Source organism: Shewanella sp. MF05956, assembly GCF_059758055.1.
On the sequence record NZ_JCAYNV010000011.1, the window covers coordinates 190047 to 216241 of the forward strand.

Here is a 26195-nt window from a genome sequence, read left to right on the forward strand (position 1 = left end):
TGGCTATTGATATTGCTTCATATGTTGTTCAAGTTCGGCTTTGGGCATAGGTTTCGCAAAGTAATACCCCTGAATAATATGGCAGCCACGTTGAACGACTTGAGCGAGTTGCTCAGGCGTTTCAACACCTTCTGCAATAACCTCTAACGATAAGTTGCGAGCCAATTCAATGATACTGCTCACAATCGCCTGGTCGGCCTGATTGTGGTCTATGTGGATTAAAAATGAGCGATCAATTTTAAGTGTGTTGACTTTAAATGAGCGTAAATATGCCAATGACGAATAACCTGTACCAAAATCGTCAATGGCGACATCGATACCGAGTTGTTTTAATGCCAATAAGTGCTGGGTGGCTATGTCGATTTCTTTCATTAACACCCCTTCAGTAATTTCGACCGACAAGCATTTGGCTGGCATACCCGTTTGATGGAGTGTTGCGGTTAAAAAATCAATAAAATCAGGTTGTCTAAAATGCATGGCAGACACGTTAACCGACACCAGCAAATCTTGCTGCACATCACGACACCAGCGCGCACCATCAATACAGGCTTGAGTTAATACCCAGCGGTCAATTTCAACGATTAACCCACACGACTCAGCAATGCCGATAAACACATCAGGACGCACCAAACCATCTACTGGGTGATGCCAACGAATTAACGCCTCTACCCCAGCAAGACGGTTCTGCTCAACATTAACTTGTGGTTGGTAGTGGATTTCAAACTCGTTACAGGCAATGGCTTTATGTAAGTCAGCCTCTAAGCGTAAATGGTAGAGTGCTTCTGCATTTCGCTCAGCCGAGTAATATTGGAAATTACCGCGTCCTTCATCTTTGGCGTGATACATCGCCAAATCAGCATTTTTTATCAGCGTTTCAGGCGTTTGATCATCACCGGACCAGATACTAATGCCAATACTGGTCGAGATAAAAAACTCTCGGCCATAGAGTTTAAACGGCATTTCTATTTGCTGTAGTAGCTGTTTAGCAATGTGGTTTATGGTGTCGATATCTTTAGCATCACGCAGTAAAATGACAAACTCATCGCCACCAAAACGGCACAACAAATGCTCTTCAGATAAACACCCTTGCAACCTGTTAGCCGCCTCTACCAGTAACGCATCGCCCATACTATGGCCATAGGAGTCATTCACATGTTTGAAGCGGTCGAGATCTAAAAATAATAATGCTAGTGTTTCGCTATGCTGTTTTGCGGTGTCAATCACTTGCCCTAGGCGACGAGAGAACATAGACCGATTAGCAAGTCCGGTGAGCATGTCATTATTTGCCAGGCGACGAAGATGCTGCTCATTGTGTTTACGCTCTGTAATATCGGAAAACACCACCACATAATGTAATGATTGAGCATTGGTCATGGTGGATACATTCATCCACACCGGACAACGGCTACCGTCAATACAGTAAAACTCACTTTCACCAGTCCAAAAACGTTCTTTATCAAACACATCTTCCATGTCAAAAGGTTCAACGGTTGTTGCGACCAAATCGACAAAGGGTTTACCGGCTAAATCTCGTTTATGCGCCGCCAAAATTAAGTTTGCCGCCGCATTACTGATTTTAATGTCCTTATTGGCATCTAAAATCAACATACCCTCAGATGTATTTTCAAATGCTTGAGCGAGTAAATTAGCTTCACTTTCAAGCATTTTCTGCTGGGTAATGTCTGTGTACATGCCTGCAGCATGGATTAACTTTTGCCCATTAGAGGAAACCTCAAGTGACCGACCTTTAATGCGTAACCAGTGCCATTGTTTATCCTGTGAGTGTTGATAGCGATATTCGACATCGAGCATGTCGGTTTTACCTGTGACTAAATCACTCCAGGCCTCTTTGAGGTGAGTCATGTCGTCGTGATGCACTGGAATATCTTGCAACTGAATTTTTAAAAACTGCATCGGACCCAGTACACCGCCACGATTATCGAGTGACAATATTTGGGTATTGCTATGCCACTCCCACAGATCAGAATCACTGCCTTTTAAGGCTTGTTGTAAACGCTCGTCACTTTGCACTAATGCAGCATTGATTTGCTTAAAACGGTTAACTTGTCGTTGCCTAATGAGTAACAACATCACGGCTAGCAATAATGCGGCAAATAGTAGCGCACCTTTAAATTGTTGAGACTTCCACCAAAACTGTTTTACCGAAAAAACATACTGAAAAGGTTCACTTGACCATACACCGTTGCGTTTGTATAAAAGTTCTAAGGTGTAATCGCCCGCACTCAAACCGGTCACGTTGATCTGTGATTGTCCCTCCAGTAATACATAATTGCCCGCTTCAGCCCCCTCTTTGACTAATCGATACTGCAATGTCATTGGGGTATCGTCTAAATAATCCGAAATAGAGATATGAAAACTAATCAAGCTAGCGCCAGGGTCGACTTGACGTAACTGGCTAGGGATTAAATACACTGCGGTGGTGTCATCGTAAAAGACTGACACTGATTCAAGAATAACTTTGTCGTTAATTGTTCGAGAGGATAATTTATCTAAATCAATCAGCATGACTCCGTCGGGGGTGCCGATAAAAAAACCTTTGCTAGGATCGTAAAACTTGGCAGCTTCATTAAACTCATCAGAAATAAAACCATCTTTGTGGCTGAACGAACTCACTTTTCCGGTTTCTCTATTGATTTTAATCAGCGCGCTCGCACAACCTACAATATTATCAGTTGCGGACTGCTGTAAAAAATACACCACTTTACAATCAATTTTCCATTGTTGATCAAGTGACTTAATCGCGTTAGTGCGAGTATTGAACTCAATAATGCCTTGTTGCGACGATCCCAACCACAGTATGTCGGGTGAGACTTGTAATAAAGAACTCACCATTGGATCATGCACAAAATCGCTAAATAGATCCATTTTAGAATGGTAGCCACCAGCGACATCAACATAACCAAAATGCTGACTACCGCTAATCCATAATCGATCTTCACTGTCACGTAAAAAGCTACGGAATGACGTTTTTGTCAGCGATTTTTCGCCGTCACTCAATGGCTCTAGCACTAAATCATCATTGCCCTCTTGCCAATAATACAAGCCTTTACCTGTACCGAACCATACACGTTGGGGAATGAGAGCATCATTATAAATACTAAACACCAAGTTATCCTCTAAAGACTTTACTCCCCCACTCCAGGTGGCAAAATTACTGCTTTCATTGGTGTTTTTATTTACGACATAAAGGCCCGTGGTCGTGCCTAATACGATATGGTCTTTATCTAACGATGCTATTGCATATATGCTGTCACTTATTTTCAAACCTGGCGGAATAACCGTTGTCGACGCCTGGTTGCCCTCGATAACAGATAAACTACCATCTGTACCAAGCCATATTGTTTCGCCTTCAACATAAATAGACCATACCATTTCGTTACGAAGCTTATAAGGCGCTTTTTTTGAGTATCGTTCAATTAAAAATGATGGTTTACCCGCAATAACAGCCAAGCCATCACCAGAACCGCCAACCCATATTAACCCATCGCTATCGACTGCAAGGTCGTGAATATAGTCAATGTTAGCGAGTTGTTTTAGCTCATCCCGATAGAGGGTTAACTCATTACTTTGTTGTTCCCAAAAAATTAACCCACTTCGACTCGAAATCCACAAATCACCATTAAGATCCTCAGCCATTTGGTCAACGTAATAAGGGATTTTTTTGATGGCTTTTACTGTTAATGATTGCGTAAAGACCTGATACAAACCTTTAGATGTGAGCAACCAAACACGCTGTTGCTTGTCTTGAAATATTTTTCTTATTGAACCGTTTTTATCGGTCCATGGAAATTGCCCTATAAAGCTGCCATCGGCTTGATGAATTTGCAGTTGATCCTTGGTTGAAAACAGATACTGACCGTCATGCAGTTGCAAGGCATTTAGCCAGACTAAATCACGGTTTAGATTATGCTTTGTAGATAACGTTAACGATTGTGTGTCATCATCAAAATAATAAACCTGGCCAGAAAAGCCGAGCAGTAACAACTTATTATCTAATTGACGTTGGTAGGCCACCACTCGTAGACTTTTATTGATATTGGCAATATCATCGTCTTTGGGCCTAAGCAGCAAACTAAATTGATTGTCGAGAATACTGTATAAATACAGCGAAGATTGGGTGCCAATTAATAAGTGGTCAGTGCCAGAGTTTATCACTGAGGTGATCAGTTCATCGTCTAATACCGAGTCAAAACCAACCTTATCAATACGTCTCACTTTACTGTTGCTAACCCGGTAAAGCCCTTCTTGAGTCGCAAGCCACACATAGCCATAACTATCAAAACTAATATCTTGAATTCTGGCGTTAGCTAAGCCATCTTTAGCGTTAAATACCCGCTGAACAATGTCAGCTCCGTGCGCTGGCACAAGCGCTAAAAGAAGTAGCGTCAAACAACTTAAATAATAAGTGACCGCTCTGATCATAAGTTCCGTCTTACCTTAAATGATAACCACAGGCATTAACGCCCTAAAAATATACCCACACTCACTGAGAAACATAATCCAGCGAGAGCGAATAATAAATCATGCAATAATATTATTTTTATTCCTATCTTATTAATGTTTTATCATTAATAGCTTAGCAAAGTCACCTGTTAAATTGCTTAAATACCTATCTCACTGACTTGTCGCTGATATAGAAAAAACCTTATAGATATTAGTGTTACGTACGGTATTTAAGTAACCAGTTATATTCATTGGGTTATCACTGTACTAAACACTTCCCAAGGTGCAAATGGATATGATTAGCTTGCCTTTATCACATCAAGCTTATACAGCTAACAATGACATCTCATCAGCGATGTAACCTCTAGGGGATTTACAATACCATTGATAAAGCCTAGACCAACCAAGCTTGGATTAACAATAAAATGAATGCCGCTTAATCGGAGTGATTACCCTATGGCATATGTGTCCATATTGTCATTCATACTTATAAGCCTAGTCTAAAACCTAAAAAAAAATCAAAAAAAAGCACCCCATTTATGGAGTGCCTTAATTCGCTTATGATAACGCGATATTACTTCTTCTTAACCGCTTTAGGGTTAGGTAAGTCAGTAATAGAACCTTCATATAATTCAGCGGCTAAACCAACTGATTCATGTAAAGTTGGGTGAGCATGAATCGTTAAAGCTAAATCTTCAGCATCACAACCCATCTCAATGGCTAGGCCAATTTCACCGAGTAATTCACCACCGTTAACGCCAACAATAGCACCACCAATAACACGGTGAGTTTCTTTGTCGAAAATTAACTTGGTCATACCTTCGCTACAATCAGATGCGATTGCGCGGCCACTTGCAGCCCATGGGAAAGTCGCAGTTTCGTAAGCAATACCTTGCTCTTTTGCTTCTTTCTCAGTTAAACCGACCCATGCTACTTCTGGGTCTGTATAAGCAATCGAAGGGATTACTTTTGGATCGAAGTAGTGCTTCATGCCTGCAATCACTTCAGCCGCTACGTGGCCTTCATGCACACCTTTGTGAGCCAACATTGGTTGACCAACGATGTCGCCGATAGCATAAATGTGCGGTACGTTAGTGCGTAATTGCTTGTCTACATTGATAAAGCCACGCTCATCAACATTAACACCTGCTTTTTCAGCAGAAATTAACTTACCGTTTGGTGAACGGCCAATCGCGACTAATACTGCATCGTAACGTACTGGTTCAGCAGGAGCGTTCTTGCCTTCCATTGTCACATAGATGCCGTCTTCTTTAGCTTCAACTGCAGTCACTTTCGTTTCAAGAATAAGGTTAAACTTCTTCTTGATTTGCTTAGTGAATACACGAACGATATCTTTGTCAGCTGCTGGAATAACTTGGTCAAACATTTCAACCACGTCAATCTCACTGCCAAGAGACGAGTACACAGTACCCATTTCTAGACCAATGATACCACCGCCCATTACCAATAACTTACCAGGCACTTCTTTCAATTCTAGTGCGTCAGTCGAATCCCAAATACGTGGATCTTCGTGCGGAATAAATGGCAGCTTAATTGGACGAGAACCGGCAGCAATAATAGCTTGTTCAAACTGAACAACGGTCACTGTACCGTCTTCAGCGGTGACTTCAAGGCTGTTAGGGCCAGTGAACTTACCAAAGCCGTTAACCACATTAACTTTACGCATTTTAGACATTCCACCTAATCCGCCCGTTAACTGACTAACCACTTTTTCTTTAAAGCCACGTAATTTTTCTAAATCGATTGTTGGCTCACCAAATACCACACCGTGACTTGCAGCTGATTTAGCTTCTTCAATCACTTTAGCAATGTGTAGCAATGCTTTAGATGGGATACAACCTACGTTCAAACATACACCACCTAGGGTGCTAAAACGTTCAACGATAATGGTATCTAAACCTAAATCAGCGGCACGGAATGCTGCTGAATAGCCTGCAGGGCCAGATCCTAATACAACTACCTGAGTTTTAATTTCGTTACTCATGTTTTCCTCTATTCTTTTGCATATGTTGGCGGACAAAACCGATTCAACAATCAATGTGGCCAGATTGTGATAGCTGACCGCATTTTACCCTTTGTTTGATGACAATCACAATCAAACATTGGTGATAATCATCGACATAAAAAAGGCCACTCTATTAGAGCGGCCAGATTTGTTTACAAAATGATGGTGCGTATGTCAGATAAAATGCCTGACAAGGTCACACTAAAACGTGCGGCCATGGCGCCATCAATCACACGATGGTCGTATGACAATGACAACGGCAACATCAATTTAGGCTCAAACTCTTTACCGTTCCATTTAGGCTTAATTTCAGATTTAGACACACCTAAAATGGCCACGTCAGGATAATTAACAATCGGCGTAAATGCCGTACCGCCAATGCCACCTAAGCTTGAAATAGTAAAACAGCTACCTTGCATGTCAGCAGACTTAAGTTTGCCGTCACGAGCACGGATAGAAATGTCAGTTAACTCACGCGACAATTCTATAATGCCTTTCTTATCAACATCACGTACAACCGGAACCATTAGGCCGTTTGGTGTATCAACCGCAACACCAATATGGAAGTACTTCTTCTGAATAAGCGACTCACCATCGGCACTTAAGCTTGAGTTAAACACTGGGAATTCAGCCAATGTTTTTGCCACTGCTTTCATCATAAACACAAGTGGAGTGATTTTGTAATCTGCTTTTTTCTTGGCAGCAATATCATTCTGTTGCTTACGGAACGCTTCCATCTCGCTAATGTCAGCTTCATCGAACTGAGTCACGTGTGGAATAGTTACCCAGTTGCGGTGTAAGTTAGGACCAGAAATTTTCTGGATACGGCTTAATGGCACTTCTTCCACTTCACCAAACTTACTGAAATCAACTTTAGGCGCTGCAATCACGTTTAAGCCACCCGCACCACCCGCAACAGACGTTGCAGCAGTTGCTTTAGGACGTGATAACTCATATTTCACAAATGCCTGTACGTCTTCTTTCAAAATACGTGCTTTGCGACCAGTACCTGTAACCTTAGTTAAATCAACACCAAACTCACGCGCCAAGCGACGTACCGCAGGCGATGCATGCACGACGCCTGTTGATGCTGTCACGCCGGCACTTGGATGGTGCGGCACTGGCGGAGTTGATGGACGGCTCGCAGCCATTGCAGGTGTTGGTGCTGCTGGAGCGGCTTCTGTTTGAGCAGGAGCAGCCTGTGCAATAGGTGCTGAGCTTGTGGTTTCAATAGTGGCAATTAAGCTACCTTGAGACACTTTGTCGCCCACTTTAACCGTTAACGACACTAGTTTACCGGCAAACGGTGCTGGCACTTCCATGGTAGCTTTGTCAGTTTCAAGAGTAATTAACCCTTGATCTGCAGTGATTTCATCACCCACTGAAACCAGTACTTCAATAATATCAACGTCATTAGCGTCGCCAATATCAGGTACATGAATTTCTTGCACTTGAGTTGTCACGGCGGCAGGTGCAGCTTGTGCCACTGGCGCAGCAGTTTGAGCGGCTTGAGCAACAGGAGCGGTTGCCTGTGGCGCTGGGGCTGCTGATGCAGAACCTGCAACTTCTAACGTGATAACCAATGAACCTTCAGACACTTTGTCGCCAACGGCCACAGTCACAGATTTAACCACACCGGCTTTCGGTGATGGTACATCCATGGTTGCTTTGTCAGTTTCTAAGGTAATTAACCCTGTATCAACGTCAATGCTATCGCCAACGGCGACTAACACTTCGATGACAGACACATCAGTATCGCCGCCAATATCTGGCACCTTAACGTCAATCACTTGTGAACCACCAGCAGATGCAGCCACTGGGGATACTGGATCCGGAGCTGCAGCTTGGGCAACCGGCGCTTCAGCTTTAGGTGCTGGCGCTTCGGCCTGTGCTGGTGCAGCACTTGCTGCCGTCATCATTGCGATTAACGTACCTTCAGAAACGGTATCGCCTACTGCGATTTTCAGTTCTGTTAACGTACCAGCAAAAGGTGCTGGAATGTCCATGGTCGCTTTATCACTTTCAACGGTAATGATTGATGCTTCTTTTTCAAGAAAATCACCCACTGCGGCACAAATTTCAATAACTTGTACTGCGTCAGTGTCGATATTAGGAACCAAAACTTCCTTTAAATCAGCCATTTTGTATCCCCTTACGCGAACTGTGGGTTGATCTTGTCAGCGTCAATGCCATATTCAGCGATGGTTTTAGTTAACACATCTACAGGCATTTCATTACGCTCAACAAGTGACTTCAGTGCCGCAATAACAATAAACTTAGCATCGACTTCAAAGTGATGACGTAAGTTTGCGCGGCTGTCGCTGCGACCAAAACCATCAGTACCCAATACTTTATAATCAGTCGGTACGAAAGCACGTAATTGCTCACCGTAAATCTTCATGTAGTCAGTAGCCACAATAGCAGGTGCATCAGCAGATAATACCTGGCTAATGTACGCTTGCTTAGGCGTCGCTTCTGGGTGCAACATGTTCCAACGCTCAGCCGCTTGGCCGTCACGCGTTAGCTCGTTAAAGCTGGTAACACTGAACACATCTGAACTTACACCAAAGTCTTTCGCAAGGGCTTGAGCCGCTTTACGCACTTCTTCTAAAATAGTGCCACAGCCCATGAGCTGTACTTTACCTTTTCCACTACCGGCAACAGTTTCAAGCTTGTAAATACCTTTTACGATACCTTCTTCGGCACCGGCTGGCATTTCAGGCTGAACGTAGTTTTCGTTCATGGTGGTTAAGTAGTAGAAGATATCTTCCTGGTTTTCGCCATACATACGACGGATACCGTCTTGTACCACTACCGCAATTTCATAACCGTAAGTTGGGTCGTAAGAGATACAGTTTGGAATCGTGTTAGCCAATACGTGGCTGTGACCATCTTGATGCTGTAAACCTTCGCCGTTCAATGTTGTACGGCCAGAAGTACCACCGACCAAGAAACCACGTGCGCGCATGTCGCCAGCAGCCCATGCCATGTCGCCAATACGTTGGAAACCGAACATTGAGTAGTAGATGTAAAACGGAATCGTTGGCATGTCATTCACTGAGTAGCTGGTTGCAGCTGAAACCCAAGATGACATAGCGCCTAATTCGTTAATCCCTTCTTGTAAAACCTGACCGGTTTTATCTTCACGGTAGTACGCCACTTGATCAGAATCTTGTGGAATATATTTTTGGCCTTCGTGAGCATAAATACCCACTTGACGGAATAAACCTTCCATACCAAAAGTACGCGCTTCGTCAGGAATAATTGGCACAATACGCTTGCCAATGCCTTTGTCTTTTAACAACGCGGTTAACACGCGAACAAATGCCATCGTTGACGAGATTTCACGGCCGTTAGAGCCTTTTAAAATCGAATCAAAAATTTTCAATGAAGGAATTTCTAACTCTTCAGTGAATTTTTCACGACGTTGCGGCAAGTAACCTAATAACGCTTCACGACGACTCTTTAAGTATTTCACTTCTTCAGAGTCTGGACCTGGATGATAAAAAGGTAATTCTTCTAACTTATCGTCAGGGATTGGGATATTGAAACGATCGCGGAAGTAGCGGATAGACTCAGCGCCCATCTTCTTCACGTTGTGAGCGATGTTTTTACCTTCGCCAGCATCACCTAAACCATAACCTTTAACAGTTTTAGCTAAAATAACCGTTGGGCGACCTTTAGTTTTCTGTGCATGTTCTAGTGCAGCGTAAACTTTAACAGGGTCGTGACCACCACGGTTTAAGCGCCAAATGTCATCATCTGACATGTTAGCAACCATTTCCGCCGTTTCAGGATACTTACCAAAGAAATGCTCACGCGTGTACGCGCCGCCTTTGGCTTTACAGTTTTGGTATTCACCGTCTACGGTTTCTTCCATTAACTGTAATAATTTACCGCTAGTGTCACGGGCCAATAATGGATCCCAATAACGTCCCCAAATCACTTTAACCACTTCCCAGCCTGCGCCGCGGAATTCGCCTTCAAGTTCTTGGATAATTTTACCGTTACCACGCACAGGGCCATCAAGACGCTGTAAGTTACAGTTAACAATAAACACTAAGTTGTCTAATTCTTCACGTGCAGCCAAACCAATCGCACCTAATGCTTCTGGCTCATCACACTCACCGTCACCTAAGAAACAGTAAACAGTTTGCTTAGAACAATCTTTTAGGCCGCGGTCAGTTAAATACTTCAAATAACGCGCTTGATAAATAGCCTGAATAGGACCTAGACCCATCGATACCGTCGGGAACTGCCAGTAAGTAGGCATTAACTTAGGGTGTGGGTACGAAGATAGACCTTTGCCATCAACTTCTTGACGGAAGTTAGCCATTTGATCTTCAGTAATACGACCTTCAAGGAACGAACGCGCATAAATACCAGGTGCGATATGGCCTTGGAAGTAAACTAAGTCACCACCATCTTGCTCATTTGGCGCACGGAAGAAGTGGTTAAAACACACATCGTAAATCGTTGCGCTAGACGCGAAACTTGAAATATGACCACCAAGCTCTAAATCTTTCTTAGAACCACGTAACACCATCGCCAGGGCATTCCAACGGATAATCGCACGAATACGACGCTCCATTTCCTGGTTACCAGGCATGTTTGGCTCTTGGCCTGCTGGAATGGTATTCAAATACGCAGTAGTGGCATTGTAAGGTAAGTGAGTACCGTTACGACGCGCTTTGTCGATTAGTTTTTCAAGTAAAAAGTGTGCACGTTCAGGCCCTTCTTGCTCTAACACAGCTTGTAGAGCATCAACCCACTCTTGGGTTTCTGATGGGTCTAAATCTTGAAGCATATCTTCAGACATCTCGCAGTCCTTCTCTATATACGGATTATATTTCGGCTTTTTGCTGCTTGTTGACACAGCAAAAGTGTATTCTCATTCAAAGTAACAAGTACTACACGCCGCTCTTTAAACGGCGCAAACTACGTTGCAACCGACTGTCTTCTTCTCTTACTGACAACATGACTTCTTCGATATAGCTTAAATGCTCGTTCGAAGCTTCACGCGCAGCGTCTGGGTCCCGGCGTATAATCGCAGCCAATAATGCCCGTCTGTGATCATTTGCCTTGGTGGAAGCTTCTTTGCGAATGCTTAAAAGCTCCAGGTTTTGTGCCACATTTTTGTGCAGCACAGGGGTTAAACTTAATACTAGATGCAACATAGCAACATTGTGTGACGCCTCAGCAACCGCGCGATAAAAACGCACAATAGCAGCCGCTTTCGCCTCAAAATCCGTTGCAGCCTCTACGTCAGTAATTTTAGTTTGAATATTTTTCATATCGGCATCAGTGCCACGTAGCGCAGCATAATACGCCATCATGCCTTCAGTGGCGTGACGGAACTCAAGCAAGTCATACTGACTTTCTGAGTCGTTATGCATTAATTCAACGATAGGATCGGCAAGACTTTGCCACAGTTGTTCTTTTACATAGGTGCCACCGCCTTGACGACGCATCAGCAACCCTTTGGCTTCTAACTTTTGAATGGCTTCGCGCAATGAAGGACGAGACACTTCAAATTGCACCGCCAGTTCTCGTTCGGGAGGCAGTTTCTGACCCGGCTGCAAACTGCCTTCGAGGATCATGCGCTCTAATTGCTCCATGATCACATCGGAAATTTTTGGCTGGGTAATCTTACTATAAGCCATCTGGCGCCCTGCTCCCTAAATAAGAGATTGTCAATTGGTCTTACCAATTAATATGAGAGAGCGCACTTTATCAAATCATACAGGCCGTGTCTAGTTATCAGCTTATTGACAACCAAGCACAAGTTTGTTTAAAACGCTCAATCCATGAGCATAACCGATATTTGAATTAAAGGGGTCAGACCATTTACCCTAAAGCGCTAAAAACGAAGAGCTAGGAAGCTAGCAACTAGAGCGCTACGCTGCTAGAAGGCTATAAAATCTCAGCAGCAAAGGGGCAACCCTAAAATCTAGAAACTAGAGCGCTACGCTGCTAGAAGGCTATAAAATCTCAGCAGCGAAGCTGTCCTAGCAGGACGTAGTCCGCCCTAGGATCTAGCAGCAAAAAGCCTAGAGGCTAGAGCGCTACGCTGCTAGAAACGATAAAATCTCAGCAGCGAAGCTGTCCTAGCAGGACGCAGTCCGCTCTAAGATCTAGTAGCAAAAAGCCTAGAAACTAGAGCGCTACGCTGCTAGAAGGCTATAAAGTCTCAGCAGCTAAGCTATCCTAGCAGGACGAAGTCCGCCCTAGTATCTCAGCAGCGAAGCTGTCCTAGAAGCGCAGCGACCTAGCAGGACGCAGTCCGCCCTAGCACCTATCACCTCGTTCCCAACTAACTCACAAATCCAAAAATAGTTAATACCGACACTAAAGTCAGTAACAATACAAAGTTACGCTTACTTAATGCCAGTAGCGCTAAAGTCGACTGCACACTAATAGGTGCATTACCCGCTTCGGGCAACGACTCTGCGGCAACAGCCGTTTGCGTGACAATAGTCTTAGCATCACAACGAATTCTTAACCCATGTTGGCGCCACGCTCGTAAACCACTGCTAAATTGACCACTCAATACATAACCAAAACTAAACAACCGGCTTGGTAACCAATCAAGCAAGGTTTGCAAATCATCTACCAGCGGCATTTTAGTTTGGTTTTTAACATTAAAGTCACTGTAAAAACGCACGGTGCAATACAACACCGCACCAACAGGGCCTAAAAAGATTAAAAACAACGCCACGGCCCCGTAATAACGATAGTTAATCCACGCAACCGTTTGCCCCACTTTTTCGCCTAAGTCTTGTTCATCAACCACATCAAGGCATTCGGTACAATCAAGCTGCCCCGCATATCGATAACACGCCTGCACATCACCACGGCAAGCCGCCTGGATATACTGTTTAAACACAGCACGTAAATGTTGGTGACTAAAACAAATCATCGAAACCACAACCCAAAACAACAAACTGAGTAAATCGAACAACATCCCCTGCAATAAATGGCTCACCACAAACACCACTAACGCCGGCAATATCAGCGCCATTGCCACGCCAAATTCAGTCGCTAACGACTCAGCATCCCAAAATTGTTTATGGTAACGCGTCATTAAGCGATCAAACTGCAACCCATTGGGCAGTAATTTAAGTCGCTCGACTAAAATCGCGACTAATAATGAAAATAACGCCATGAATATCCTTTTAATCGATGATCTACGGTATCAAGAACTATTGTGTAAAACAGTGAACGCCCGATATTGTATAAAACAGTGAACGCACGATAATGAATCTTATAAAGTATTCAAGTTGTTGCCGTTAAAATAGCTTGTTTGTATCGTGGCCAATCAAAGCTATCACCAGGATCGGTTTTACGTCCCGGAGCAATATCACAATGACCAACAATATTGTCTAAGGTAATCATAGGATACTGCGCCATTAAGGCCAATGTTAACAGCGTTAATTGTTGATATTGCTCATCGGTATAACCGCTAACGTCGGTACCTTCCATCTCAATGCCAATGGCAAAGTCATTACAGCCACTTCGATTGTTAAAGCTTGATACGCCAGCATGCCAGGCACGATCATCACAACTGACATATTGCACCACCTCGCCATCACGGCGAATTAAAAAATGTGCCGATACCTGTAAACCCGCCAACTCAGCAAAACTGTCATCCGCGTTAATGTCTAAACAGCCCTGAAACAACCCATCAATGTGCGGCAAACCAAAACAGCCAGCCGGCAAACTGATGTTATGCACCACCAACAAGCTCACTTCGCCCTCAGGCCGTTGATTAAAATGAGGCGACACACACTGACGCGCGCTGTTTAACCAACCCTTGTCTAATACTCCAATAGCCATAACAACCTTAACTTAATGTCGATACTGTAATTTAACAGTTATACCCAAGCGACCTCAAGACGCGTATTGCACGAGAATGGGTTGGCTTTCTGGCGCGGTACTGATTTGATACACCATTATTCTACCTTAAGAATCAGTGGCAAAGCATAAAGCACAACCAAAACCGCACAGAGGGAGCCACTCATTACGTCCATTTTTTGTTAAAAAACTGAGAAAGAGACTGCCATTAGGTCGACTTTTGCCTCAAACAGAATGTAATGACAGGCTCTAAACCGGTATCTTGAAGTAGCTCGGGTATATAAACCCTAGGGCCAATGTTAAAAATTGCCTATGAGTGAGTGTCAGACAGTCGTGTAAATATGATAATCTTGTGCAAATGCTTTTCGGTAAACGACCATCCCATTAATAGGTTATCGTTTTGCCCTATCACGCTCTTTTGCAAGGACTTTGCTTATGTTAGAAAATGACATCCGCCACGCAGTAAAAACAGCACTCGATGAAGACCTAGGTCACAGCGCACATAACACTATCGAACAGATGCTAACGGCAGACATTACTGCACAGCTCATTCCTGCTGACAAACACGTTTCAGGCAGTTTAATCACTCGCGAAGACGGCGTATTTTGCGGTAAAGCCTGGGCCGAGCAAGTATTTAACCAGCTCGGTGGCGAAGTAGTGCTGCATTGGCATGTCGACGACGGCGACTTAGTGGTACCTAATCAAGTCTTATGTGAACTGTCGGGTCCTGCACGCGCCATTTTAACCGGCGAGCGCACCGCAATGAACTTTATTCAAACCTTGTCTGGCACTGCCACACTCACCAAACATTATGTCGACAAACTGTCGGGCACCCATACTCGCTTGCTCGATACCCGCAAAACCATCCCAGGGTTACGTACTGCACAAAAATATGCGGTAACCTGCGGCGGCGGCAAAAATCATCGCATCGGCTTATTTGATGCCTTTTTAATCAAAGAAAATCACATCATGGCCTGTGGCGGAATTTCACAAGCTATTACCGCAGCTCGCGCATTAGACGACCGCAAGCCGGTAGAAGTCGAAGTCGAATCACTTGACGAGCTAACTCAGGCACTCGAAGGCGGTGCAGACATTATTATGCTCGACAACTTTGACGTCACCATGATGGTAGACGCTGTCAGCATTAATAACCGTTATAAAGATAAAGGACAGGGCGCTAAACTAGAAGTATCGGGCAATGTCACCCTAGACACCCTCGCCACCTTTGCACAAACCGGCGTTGACTATATTTCAGTAGGCGCACTCACTAAGCATGTTAAAGCCTTAGACTTATCACTACGGTTGAAAGCGTGATGATCCTAGGTGCTAGGTACTAGGGCGGACTTCGTCCTGCTAGGTCGCTGCGCTTCTAGGACAGCTTCGCTGCTAAGATTTTATAGCTTCTAGCAGCGTAGCGCTCTAGGCTTTTTGCCACTAGATCCTAGGTTCTAGGGCGGACTGCGTCCTGCTAGGTCGCTGCGCTTCTAGAACAGCTTCGCTGCTGAGATTGAGATACTAGGGCAACTTTGCAGCTAAGATTTTATAGCTTCTAGCAGCGTAGCGCTCTAGCCTCTAGGCTTTTTGCCACTAGATCCTAGGGCGGACTCCGTCCTGCTAGGTCGCTGCGCTTCTAGGACAGCTTCGCTGCTGAGATTGAGATACTAGGGCAACTTTGCAGCTGAGCTTTTATAGTCTCTAGCAGCGTAGCGCTCTAGGCTTTTTGCTACTGGTCCTAGATTCTAGGGCGGACTTCGTCCTGCTAGGGTCGCTGCGCTGCTAGAACAGCTTAGCTGCTGAGATTGAGATACTAGGGCAACTTTGCAGCTGATTTTATAGTCTCTAGTAGCGTAGCGCCCTAGAACCTAGTAGCGTAGCGCCCTAGAACCTAGTAGCGTAGCGCCCTAGAACCTAGTAGCGTAGCGACCTAGAACCTAGCAGCGCAGCGACCTAGAACCTAGCAGCGAAGCGCCCAAAACCTAGCAGCGTAGCGCTCTCGAATCTAGGCTTTCTGCAGCCATAAAAAGCGCCAACAAAACAACATTGTTACATTTATGTCAAAAAAATAACGCATAAAGCTAGCATGTCAAAAAAAACTTATCGTATAATGTGCGGAAAATGTGAATTTACAGCAATTTTAGATATTTATTTTTTATTTGTACGGTAAAACTATTCCATTTTGTAACGGTTTATACTAACGTTTACCGTAGGCGAGTTGGCCTTTCGGCCATGCACAGTAACTGCCAAAGTGTAAATACGCGCAAAGATATTAACATTTAGTCTACATTTGTGACGGTCTGTAATAGACTAATTACTCAAATGCACATAGTCTGCATGTTAACATTAGCGTATTTACTCTAGGTTTACTGCTCAGCTGAAATGTCATTAAGTAAATAATCTGCTAGCATTTATTGACGTTACCGTGTGTGTCAATACGCTGATTGCGTATCAACACACAACACAACATAAAATGTTAGCTAAACTAAAACGTGGTTATGTCGATATAACATTGACAACCACACAATGTGCTTAAGGTTTTCGGCAAATGGAATGCCAGCGGACTCACTTCATACTAGAAAATGGGTGCTTCGCCATCGAGGATTGATACTACCCGGCCTAATTTTACGGAGAGAAAAATGAAAGGTATCAACCAAATCAAAAACGCTAAGGGTTTTACTCTTATTGAATTAATGATCGTAGTTGCGATCATCGGTATTCTTGCAGCAATCGCACTGCCTGCTTATCAAGATTACACTGTTAAGTCACAAGTAGGCTCAGCATATTCAGAATTGAGTTCAGTAAAATCACAATATGAAGTCATTATGAACGAAGGTAAAACACCTTCGCTCGCTATTGCTGATGCTGGATATATTGGCCAGACTGCTGGTGGTGGACGTTATTGCACACTTTCGCTAGTAGCTAGCAATGGAGGCATACAGTGCTCTATTATTAATAGTAATGCAACTAAAGCTAATGGTAAGACACTCACTCTTAATAGGGTTGCCGCTACTGGTGTTTGGTCTTGTGCTGCTGACTCCACTCTAGATGCTAAATTCAAACCAGGTAGCTGTAGCTAATTTCTGTTAGGAATAGCTGCCTAGTAGAAAGCTAAGTTATGCTTTTATGCCGTTCATTTACGTGAACGGCATTTTTATTTTAATGACTATTTCATTTATGATGCTTATTATTTAAGCGTTCCACTAAAAGAACCATAAGCTGCTTACGAGTCCCAGCAGAAGTAAATTCCAGAAAGTGTCGAAACATACTTAGTATATTTTTAAAACTATATTGGGTTAGCCCACCACTCATTGCCTAATGATTAGAATTGATCCGGTATTAAAATTCATAGTAATAAAAGTTCACAATCATGAGGTGACCCGGCCAATTCGGCCTAAAATACTGATTTATAGACATAACTACTTGGTCTATGCCTAAGACCGAATTGATTTAGCTCAGTGACTTTAAATGCATGAGCTTACTACCAAATGCTTTTTACTTCTCAGCGTTTAGAGTGGCGATTCTATTAAGAAGCAAGTGGCTCCATTACAGCCTCTTTGAAGCACTCTAGTGATTTTCAACGCGTAGAGAAAATTCCACATTGAGAAAAACGTGGAACTAAAATATTTCTGATGCTTTAATTGATGAAATTATTACTCTGCAACATAAATCGCGTAGCCCTACCTAAAACCCAATGGCACCATTGAGCCAGAAACGAGGATGACCAGTGTCATGCAACCCTTCATGTTCAAAACTACCCAGCAAAATGATTGATGCTACAGTAACAAGTATTATCAATATAAACTTAAGAGCAGTATTGAGTTCACAATGACCAAATTTTGGCTTAGAAGTTAACGCCCAAAAAGCTGCAAGTATAAACGTAAGTATTAACTGAGAAAATGGCATGACGACTACACCACTAAACATCGAATAAATAGCTGCTGCAATAATAGAATACACAATGCAAATTGTTAAACCATCGAACTCTCGTTTAATAATATCAAAAGCGCTTAAAAAAAACTTGATGAGAAAAACTATCACCAATAAGCTAATAATTACACCATATTCATATACTAGTTGCACTATAGCATTATGCGGATGAGCATTCGCTAAAGGTCTACCCTCCGCCCATGCAAAACCCATAGGACCAAAACCCAAAAAAGGTTGTTCCGTAATTTTCCGCATAGCATAAATCCACATATCAACTCTTCCTGAGCTAGTCAATCTAATCGGCGGGCTATTAGTATCAAATAATAAATAGGGGAGAATAACGACAAATACTAACCATAATAACGCGCCTAATAATGCAGATTTTAAAAAGAATCCGCCCACTAATCGTCTCTCTGATACAGGTAAGAAAAGAAGTATCAGACTAAACGCGGTAATTAATGATAGCATTGCTCCTCTTGCTTCTGTTTGCATCAATATTAGCCAATGAAGGGCTACCAATATCAATGAATATTGCTTGTAACCGCTTAGTTTAGAAAAAAATACTGGAATAAATAATACCGGTAAAAAAATCACTTGGATCTGGTTTAGGAAGCGGATATTGTCATAACCCACAACAAGACTGCTGGCATTGAAACTTTTTGAATCAAAAAAATAAAAACTAAGATTAAGCCCATAAACGACAAAGTGGAATACAGAAAATAAAGCAACTGCTAAGAATAGAGTTTTTGTTACTTTTTCTTTTGGTAATCCATAAAGGCAACTTCTAAAAATTATAAAAATAACAACTAGAAGTGAAATATTTATTAGCTCAATCATGCCCCAATATGGATGTTTACTTAGCAAGGTAGAAGCCATTGCTAGAACAAAGCAGCTAAATATGAGTCTCATTGATGATTTTGAAGGAAAATAGATCTTTAAAGATTCAGTAAAACAAGCCAAAATAACTGTAAACCAAATAAAAATAATGACCAAAAAACGCTTTGCGTCATATAAACTACTTATGTCAAATAAGGTCGTAAACAAATTGGCGAATATCGTTCCTAAAATAAGGGTTATAGCAAAAAAAATAAATTGAATGGTTGTGTAAGTCTTCAGCTGCATGTTAAATCTAGTGCCATTTAAAAGTATTCATCACTGGTGTTGTAAGCATATTGTTATTTTTGATAAAAGCAACCAGGAACCAATAGAAATATTAACACGTAAACGTTGCACAGCCAGGGCGAGATCGCGAACGTTTTATGAACAAACCGAAGGTATTTATCAAACTACATTTGTTCGGAATGTTATCACTGAATGAAGATTGGAAGCGATTCTATATTGAAACCATTCATGGTGAGCAAAAAACGCACACTCATGCTGTTGCCCTGGTCACACACCCTTATTTTCTTTAGAATTTCATAATAAGATAGCTAACTGCACAGGCAGAATGACATAATTGTGAAAAGCGGTTAATATTTACTATATTATTCATTTTGGAGTTCTCATGGCATCTACTAGTCTTAATTTAGGGCTTTCAAGCTTATTCGTTAAAAAAAATCTACTTAGCGATCAAGTAATTGCTGATGCCATAACTGAATCAAGAAAAAATAAAAAGACTTTAGTTAGTAGTCTAATCTCTATGAAAGCACTATCTGCTAGAGAAATTGCGGAGGTATGCTACGAAGAGTATGGCACTCCGTTGCTCGATTTTAATGAATTTGAAATTGCATCGATACCCGAAGAACTGTTAAATAAAAAGCTTATCGCTAAGCACAAATGCTTACCCCTGTTTAAGCGCGGTAACCGCCTCTATATTGCAACATCTGACCCTACAAATATTGCTGCCTTAGAAGACTTTCAATTTAGCCTTGGTCTGCATGCTGAAGCAATTCTGGTTGAAGATGACAAACTGCTAAAAGCCTTAGATAAAATACTCGAAGAAGACATAAGTGGCCTGGGTTTAGAAGGTATCGATGAAGAAGCATTAGCTGGTATTGAAGTTGCAGATACCAACAGGGATGATGAGCCATCAACAGATAGTAGTGACGATGCTCCAATTGTCATTTACATTAATAAAATTCTCACTGATGCCATTCGTAAAGGCGCTTCAGATTTACATTTTGAACCTTATGAAAAACGCTACCGCATTCGTTTTCGTATTGACGGCATTTTGCATGAAGTATCCGAACCTCCTGTCAACCTATCCAACCGTATTTCAGCTCGCTTAAAAGTGATGTCCAAGCTCGACATTGCCGAGCGCCGTGTGCCGCAAGATGGTCGCATTAAAATGAAGCTGTCGCGCACTAAGTCTATCGATTTTCGTGTTAGCACCTTGCCCACTATTTGGGGCGAAAAAATCGTAATGCGTATTTTGGATTCATCTTCAGCACAATTGGGTATTGAAAAGCTCGGTTATGAAGATGACCAACGTTTATTATACGAAGAAATGCTCGCAAAACCTCAAGGGATGATTTTAGTCACTGGGCCAACAGGTTCCGGTAAAACCGTCTCCTTATACACTGGGCTTAATATCCTTAATACTGAAGAGCGTAATATCTCTACCGCAGAAGACCCGGTAGAGATTAACCTTGAAGGTGTTAACCAGGTTCACATTAATTTAAAAGCCGGCTTAACCTTCGCATCTGCACTACGCTCATTTTTACGTCAAGACCCCGATGTAGTCATGGTAGGTGAAATCCGCGATCTAGAAACGGCAGAAATTGCCATTAAAGCCGCGCAAACTGGTCACTTAGTATTATCAACCTTGCACACAAACTCAGCAGCCGAAACTTTAACCCGTCTAATTAATATGGGCGTACCAGGTTATAACATTGCCAGCTCGGTAAACTTAATTATTGCTCAACGTCTTGCCAGACGTTTATGCCCTGCCTGTAAACAGGTTGAAGATGTACCCATTACAGAATTACAGCGCCTAGGTTTTCAAGAAGCTGACATTAATAAAGGTATTAGCGTATTTAAACCAGTAGGCTGTGAATTGTGTTCCGGCGGCTATAAAGGCCGTGTCGGTATTTATGAAGTGATGAAAATGAGTGATGAAATTGCTCGCACAATCATGGAAGGTGGTAACTCATTGCTCATAGCTAAACAAGCAAAGCAGCAAGGAATGCGCGATTTACGTCAATCTGGCTTATTAAAAGTCATTCATGGTGTTACCAGTATTGCAGAAATAAACCGTGTCACTAGCTTTTAATTGGTCTAGAGTAGAAAGCTATCGACATTAATTATTCTAGTTTGCAAAATCGCTCTGAACAACCTCGATTATGGACAAGAGCTCGCTAAAAAAAGGACTGGCTAAATGGCCACTGCAACAGCAAAAAGAAAACCTAAAACCAAAAAGAAAACCCAAAAACACCAACCGAAAGTGTTTACTTTTGAGTGGAAAGGGGTCAATCGAGATGGCGCTCGCACTTCGGGCGAATTGCGGGGGTCAAGCATTGCTGAAATTCGCAGTGTATTAAAGGCACAGGGTGTGACGCCTAAAGGGGTTCGAAAAAAGTCAGCGCCTTTATTTAAATCAGAGAAAAAGATCACTGCAATGGACATTGCAATGATCACTCGCCAAATAGCCACTATGCTATCAGCTGGCGTCCCCTTAGTGACAACTATAGAACTATTAGGCCGCGGCCATGAAAAAGCAAAAGTAAGAGAACTTCTAGGAACAATATTATCTGATGTACAATCAGGCATTCCTTTATCTGAAGCTTTGAGGCCACATAGACAATATTTTGATGACCTATATGTCGACTTAGTGGCTGCGGGTGAGCACTCTGGCTCACTTGATGCTGTTTTCGATCGAGTAGCAACGTATCGCGAGAAAGCTGAACAGTTAAAATCTAAAATCAAAAAAGCCATGTTTTACCCTGCTGCAGTTGTCGTTGTCGCTTTTGCAGTAACAACACTCCTACTATTATTTGTTGTACCACAATTTGAAGATATCTTTAACGGCTTTGGTGCTGAGCTTCCCGCATTTACTCAGATGATTATTAATCTTTCTCGTTGGTTACAAGCTTCCTGGTATTATTTCGCTATTGCGATTATTGCTGCAATTTGGTTATTCAGACGTACTCACAGAAACTCTCTAGAGTTTCGAAATAGAATTGATCAACTAGTACTGAAGATTCCTGCTATTGGCGATATTCTTCATAAAGCTGCAATGGCACGTTTTGCACGCACATTAGCGACTACATTTGCTGCAGGTGTACCCTTAATTGACGGCTTAGAGTCTGCTGCCGGTGCTTCAGGAAACTATGTCTACCGCAGCGCCTTGTTAAAAGTACGTCAAGAGGTCATGGCGGGGATGCAAATGAACGTCGCCATGCGAACAACTGGTCTGTTCCCAGATATGTTGATTCAGATGGTGATGATTGGCGAAGAGTCTGGCGGTTTAGACGAAATGCTTAATAAAGTCTCCAATATCTATGAAATGCAAGTCGATGATGCTGTTGACGGTTTGTCAAGCTTAATTGAACCAATTATGATGGTAGTTATTGGTACGGTTGTGGGTGGACTGATCATTGGTATGTACCTACCAATCTTCGAAATGGGCAATATTGTTGGCTAACAATCTAAAAATAAGAAAAAATGACTGAATTTATCTCAACTTTTGTGACAACAATGCACCAATACCCATGGGTGTTTGTTGTTATTAGCTTTATCTTTGCTGCCACCATTGGCAGCTTTCTTAACGTGGTGATTCATCGCTTACCAGTGATGATGAAGCGTGAGTGGCAAAGTGAATGTAATTTTTACTTAAATGAATATCACCCCGATATTGTCAAACAAGTCGGTAATGAACGTTTAAATAAGCCAATCGATGAATTTCCGGCAAAATACAATATCGTGGTGCCAGGCTCTGCCTGCCCTAAATGCAAAAGCGATATTAAACCATGGCATAACCTACCCATTTTGGGTTGGTTATCGTTAAAGGGAAAATGTGCCAATTGCAAAACCGCGATTTCTGCACGCTATCCTATTATTGAGCTGCTAACGGGTTTACTCATCGCCACGTTGGCTTTCTATTTTGGTCCGACATGGCAGTTTGTCTATGCCAGCATATTAACCTTCGTGTTAGTAGCGTTAACCGGTATCGATTTAGATGAAATGCTCTTACCAGACCAACTGACCTTACCGATATTATGGTTAGGGCTAGTCATCAATCTAAAAGGCATTTATGCCAGCCCACAAGATGCCATTATTGGCGCCGCTGCAGGGTATTTGAGCCTGTGGTCTGTATTCTGGTTATTTAAACTCGTTACAGGCAAGGAAGGTATGGGCTACGGTGATTTTAAGCTGTTAGCCGTATTTGGTGCCTGGCTAGGTTGGCAAATGTTGCCCCTGATCATCTTATTGTCGTCGCTTGTAGGCGCAGTGGTCGGCATCATGATGATTATCACTAAAAAGCTTAATAAAGGTAACCCGATCCCTTTTGGACCTTATATTGCCGCCGCAGGTTGGATAGCGCTCGTCTGGGGACAAGATATTCTTAATTGGTATCTGAGCACCTTATGATCCAAAAAAAGTTTATCGTCGGCCTCACAGGTGGTATCGCCAGCGGAAAAACTACCGTTGCTAATCTATTTGCCGAAAACGGCATCGAGCTTGTCGATGCCGATATAATTGCCAGAGAAGTGGTTGAGCCCGGCTCAAAAGGACTACAAGCAATAGCTGAGCATTTTGGTAATAAGATACTGTTACCAAATGGAGAACTCGATAGAGCAGCCTTGCGCAGTCAAGTCTTCGATAATCAACAACAAAGACTCTGGCTTAATAATCTCTTACACCCCATGATCCGTCAAACCATGCTAGAGCAAGTTAATACATCGACTTCGGCTTATGTGATTATGGTTGTGCCCTTGCTATTTGAAAACCAATTAGATAGTTTAGTGACTACAACTTTGGTGGTAGACATTTCCCCAGAATTGCAAATTTCAAGGACGATACAACGTGATGGTGTCAGCCAACAGCAAGTTGAGCATATACTCGCAAGCCAAATGAGCAGACAGCAACGACTCGATAAAGCCGACCACATTATCGATAATCAAGGAGACATTAACCTGTTGCGCAGCCAAGTAAGTCGCCTGCATCAACTCTTTTTACAACAAGCAGCCGAGTTATTAACTAAGCCCAATGACTGATTTAATTTACGAACAACCTTTAAATGAAAAAATACGCAGTTATTTACGCCTAGAAAACCTTGCTCAGCAATTGCAAAGCAATATCCTCCAAGATCAACAAAGCCAATGTTTTTACCCCTTATTTGCGCTAGCAGAGCTAACAGAACGCTGTGATTACCGCTCTGAAGTGCTCAAAGACATTGAAAAACAGATACAACTGCTTAGCCAAATCAATTTATTGCGACTGAGTGATAGCGAACAAATTAACCCTCTCATTGAACAGTTATCTGCATGTAAAGCCTCATTACAAACCCCAGAAAGAATTGGTTGTAGCATTAAACAAGATAAGTTTATTACCGCATTACGACAGCGTTTTAATATGGCTGGGGCATACTGCAATTTTGATTTACCACAGTTACATTTTTGGTTAGGTAAAAGTTGGACACAACGACAGCAAGACATAGAGCATTGGTTACTTCAGTATCAACCGTTATTGGCCCCTATAGCGCTTTTATTACAACTGTATAGACAGACCGCTGAGTTTAATGAGCTACGAGCTGCTGCAGGTTTTTATCAAAGTGAATCATCACAACCGCTTTCACTGATCCGTGTTCGAGTGAATGCAGCTCAAAATTGTTATCCAACCATCAGCGGTCACAAAAACCGTTACGCGATTCATTTTGTCGACTTCAATTTACACCGCCACACAAATACATCGATTGAGTTCTCACTAGCAACCTGCAGCTAAACCCTTTAACATCACATCATAATCACAACTAACACTGGCCGGCTTTAACAGCATTAAGTGGAGTAAGAGATAACAATATGCCATTAACAGTAAAATGCCCCATTTGCAGCACATCAGTGCTATGGAGTGCGGAAGCATTATTTAAGCCCTTTTGTAGCGAAAGATGTAAACTCATCGATTTAGGTGACTGGGCAAGCGAGAAGCACAGCATTCCGGTTAAAGACAATATCGACCCAGATATGATCGACGATATTGGTTACGATGAAGAAGACTTCTTTAAACAATAATGGCGATATCATAAGAGCTAACATGCAAAAGAGAATACATGTCGCCGTTGGCGTAATTATAAATGAACAAAAACAAGTGCTATTGGCTAAACGTCATGATCATCTTCATCAAGGCGGTAAATGGGAGTTTCCCGGTGGCAAGGTAGAGCAGGACGAATCAGTAACACAAGCATTGATCCGTGAGCTAAAAGAGGAAGTGGACCTGGACGTAAATCACACCACTGAATTTATGGATATTAGCCACGATTACCCAGACAAGCATGTGCGATTAGACATTCATTTAGTTACAGACTTCACAGGAAATGCTGTTGGTGTAGAGGGACAACAAGTAAAATGGGTAGATATTGATGCACTTAAAGACTATGAGTTCCCAGAAGCCAATAAACCAATCCTCGATAAGTTGTTAACCTTATACTGAGAGATACCAAAGCCATCAAGATAGATGGCTTTTTAATGATCGGAATATTACCCAGGCAATTATCATATCTGTCATTGAATCCAATGACTAAATTGCAGATTATAAACAAATCGCATTAGCATCGAACTTATCACCCTATTTCAGGGAAAATAAGCGCCTCGAAATGACCTACTCTCGCATGGGCATATCGGCCACACAGCTATCATGCTTCTTTCGTAAGCGTCCGGGCAAGTACGTCTTCAACTGCGCTCATCGAGCCTTTATCTTAACGACTGATAATGACATCAGGAGTTAACATGGCTACACGTTCACATCAAGATTGGGCTGCTTTGATACAACA

17 protein-coding genes are annotated in these 26195 nt (G+C 42.5%); 9 read left to right on the forward strand and 8 right to left on the reverse strand.

The window, feature by feature from the left end; translation table 11 throughout:
• Positions 1-3 precede the first annotated feature (3 nt).
• From AC19MX_RS13830 to ampD, 7 genes are all read right to left on the reverse strand, one after another.
• Positions 4-4443, reverse strand: a complete 4440-nt coding sequence (locus AC19MX_RS13830) for an EAL domain-containing protein (RefSeq protein ID WP_498298795.1) — start codon at positions 4441-4443, stop codon at positions 4-6.
• 595 nt (positions 4444-5038) lie between these two features.
• Positions 5039-6469, reverse strand: coding sequence for a dihydrolipoyl dehydrogenase (gene lpdA / locus AC19MX_RS13835; protein ID WP_498298797.1), 1431 nt, complete (start codon positions 6467-6469; stop codon positions 5039-5041).
• 173 nt (positions 6470-6642) lie between these two features.
• Positions 6643-8631, reverse strand: a complete 1989-nt coding sequence (aceF, locus tag AC19MX_RS13840; RefSeq protein ID WP_498298798.1) for a dihydrolipoyllysine-residue acetyltransferase — start codon at positions 8629-8631, stop codon at positions 6643-6645.
• Positions 8632-8642: 11 nt separating this feature from the next.
• Entirely contained in the window at positions 8643-11309 is a 2667-nt protein-coding gene (aceE, locus tag AC19MX_RS13845) for a pyruvate dehydrogenase (acetyl-transferring), homodimeric type (protein WP_432400791.1), read from the reverse strand.
• A 91-nt stretch (positions 11310-11400) separates the two neighbouring features.
• Positions 11401-12153 carry a pyruvate dehydrogenase complex transcriptional repressor PdhR gene (gene pdhR, locus AC19MX_RS13850; RefSeq protein ID WP_498298800.1) on the reverse strand — a complete coding sequence of 251 codons (753 nt, stop codon included), beginning with the start codon at positions 12151-12153 and terminating at the stop codon, positions 11401-11403.
• Positions 12154-12803: 650 nt separating this feature from the next.
• Positions 12804-13655, reverse strand: coding sequence for a beta-lactamase regulator AmpE (gene ampE / locus AC19MX_RS13855; protein ID WP_498298802.1), 852 nt, complete (start codon positions 13653-13655; stop codon positions 12804-12806).
• Positions 13656-13765: 110 nt separating this feature from the next.
• The gene (gene ampD, locus AC19MX_RS13860; protein ID WP_498298804.1) at positions 13766-14326 is read right to left on the reverse strand and encodes a 1,6-anhydro-N-acetylmuramyl-L-alanine amidase AmpD; all 561 of its coding nucleotides are present in this window, start codon (positions 14324-14326) and stop codon (positions 13766-13768) included.
• A 453-nt stretch (positions 14327-14779) separates the two neighbouring features.
• On the opposite strand from ampD, the gene nadC reads away from it, so the two are divergent.
• Together nadC and AC19MX_RS13870 are read left to right on the forward strand one after the other, a co-directional pair.
• Positions 14780-15658 (forward strand): carboxylating nicotinate-nucleotide diphosphorylase, encoded by an 879-nt coding sequence (nadC, locus tag AC19MX_RS13865; protein WP_432400782.1) that lies wholly within the window; start codon positions 14780-14782, stop codon positions 15656-15658.
• 1319 nt (positions 15659-16977) lie between these two features.
• Positions 16978-17418, forward strand: coding sequence for a pilin (locus AC19MX_RS13870; RefSeq protein ID WP_498298806.1), 441 nt, complete (start codon positions 16978-16980; stop codon positions 17416-17418).
• 604 nt (positions 17419-18022) lie between these two features.
• Here AC19MX_RS13870 and AC19MX_RS13875 read toward each other — a convergent pair.
• Positions 18023-19390 (reverse strand): O-antigen ligase family protein, encoded by a 1368-nt coding sequence (locus AC19MX_RS13875; RefSeq protein WP_498298808.1) that lies wholly within the window; start codon positions 19388-19390, stop codon positions 18023-18025.
• A gap of 382 nt (positions 19391-19772) precedes the next feature.
• On the opposite strand from AC19MX_RS13875, the gene pilB reads away from it, so the two are divergent.
• From pilB to mutT, 7 genes are all read left to right on the forward strand, one after another.
• A complete protein-coding gene (gene pilB, locus AC19MX_RS13880) occupies positions 19773-21479 on the forward strand; it encodes a type IV-A pilus assembly ATPase PilB (protein WP_498298810.1) in 1707 nt (568 codons plus the stop codon).
• A gap of 105 nt (positions 21480-21584) precedes the next feature.
• A complete protein-coding gene (locus AC19MX_RS13885; RefSeq protein WP_498298812.1) occupies positions 21585-22850 on the forward strand; it encodes a type II secretion system F family protein in 1266 nt (421 codons plus the stop codon).
• Positions 22851-22870: 20 nt separating this feature from the next.
• Positions 22871-23797 (forward strand): prepilin peptidase, encoded by a 927-nt coding sequence (locus AC19MX_RS13890; RefSeq protein ID WP_498298814.1) that lies wholly within the window; start codon positions 22871-22873, stop codon positions 23795-23797.
• The gene (coaE, locus tag AC19MX_RS13895; protein ID WP_498298816.1) at positions 23794-24423 is read left to right on the forward strand and encodes a dephospho-CoA kinase; all 630 of its coding nucleotides are present in this window, start codon (positions 23794-23796) and stop codon (positions 24421-24423) included. Before AC19MX_RS13890 ends, coaE begins: the two co-directional genes overlap by 4 nt.
• Positions 24416-25150 (forward strand): cell division protein ZapD, encoded by a 735-nt coding sequence (gene zapD, locus AC19MX_RS13900; RefSeq protein ID WP_498298817.1) that lies wholly within the window; start codon positions 24416-24418, stop codon positions 25148-25150. Before coaE ends, zapD begins: the two co-directional genes overlap by 8 nt.
• Before the next feature lie 77 nt (positions 25151-25227).
• Entirely contained in the window at positions 25228-25437 is a 210-nt protein-coding gene (yacG, locus tag AC19MX_RS13905; RefSeq protein ID WP_432400770.1) for a DNA gyrase inhibitor YacG, read from the forward strand.
• A 22-nt stretch (positions 25438-25459) separates the two neighbouring features.
• Positions 25460-25855 carry an 8-oxo-dGTP diphosphatase MutT gene (gene mutT, locus AC19MX_RS13910; protein WP_498298818.1) on the forward strand — a complete coding sequence of 132 codons (396 nt, stop codon included), beginning with the start codon at positions 25460-25462 and terminating at the stop codon, positions 25853-25855.
• Positions 25856-26195 lie beyond the last annotated feature (340 nt).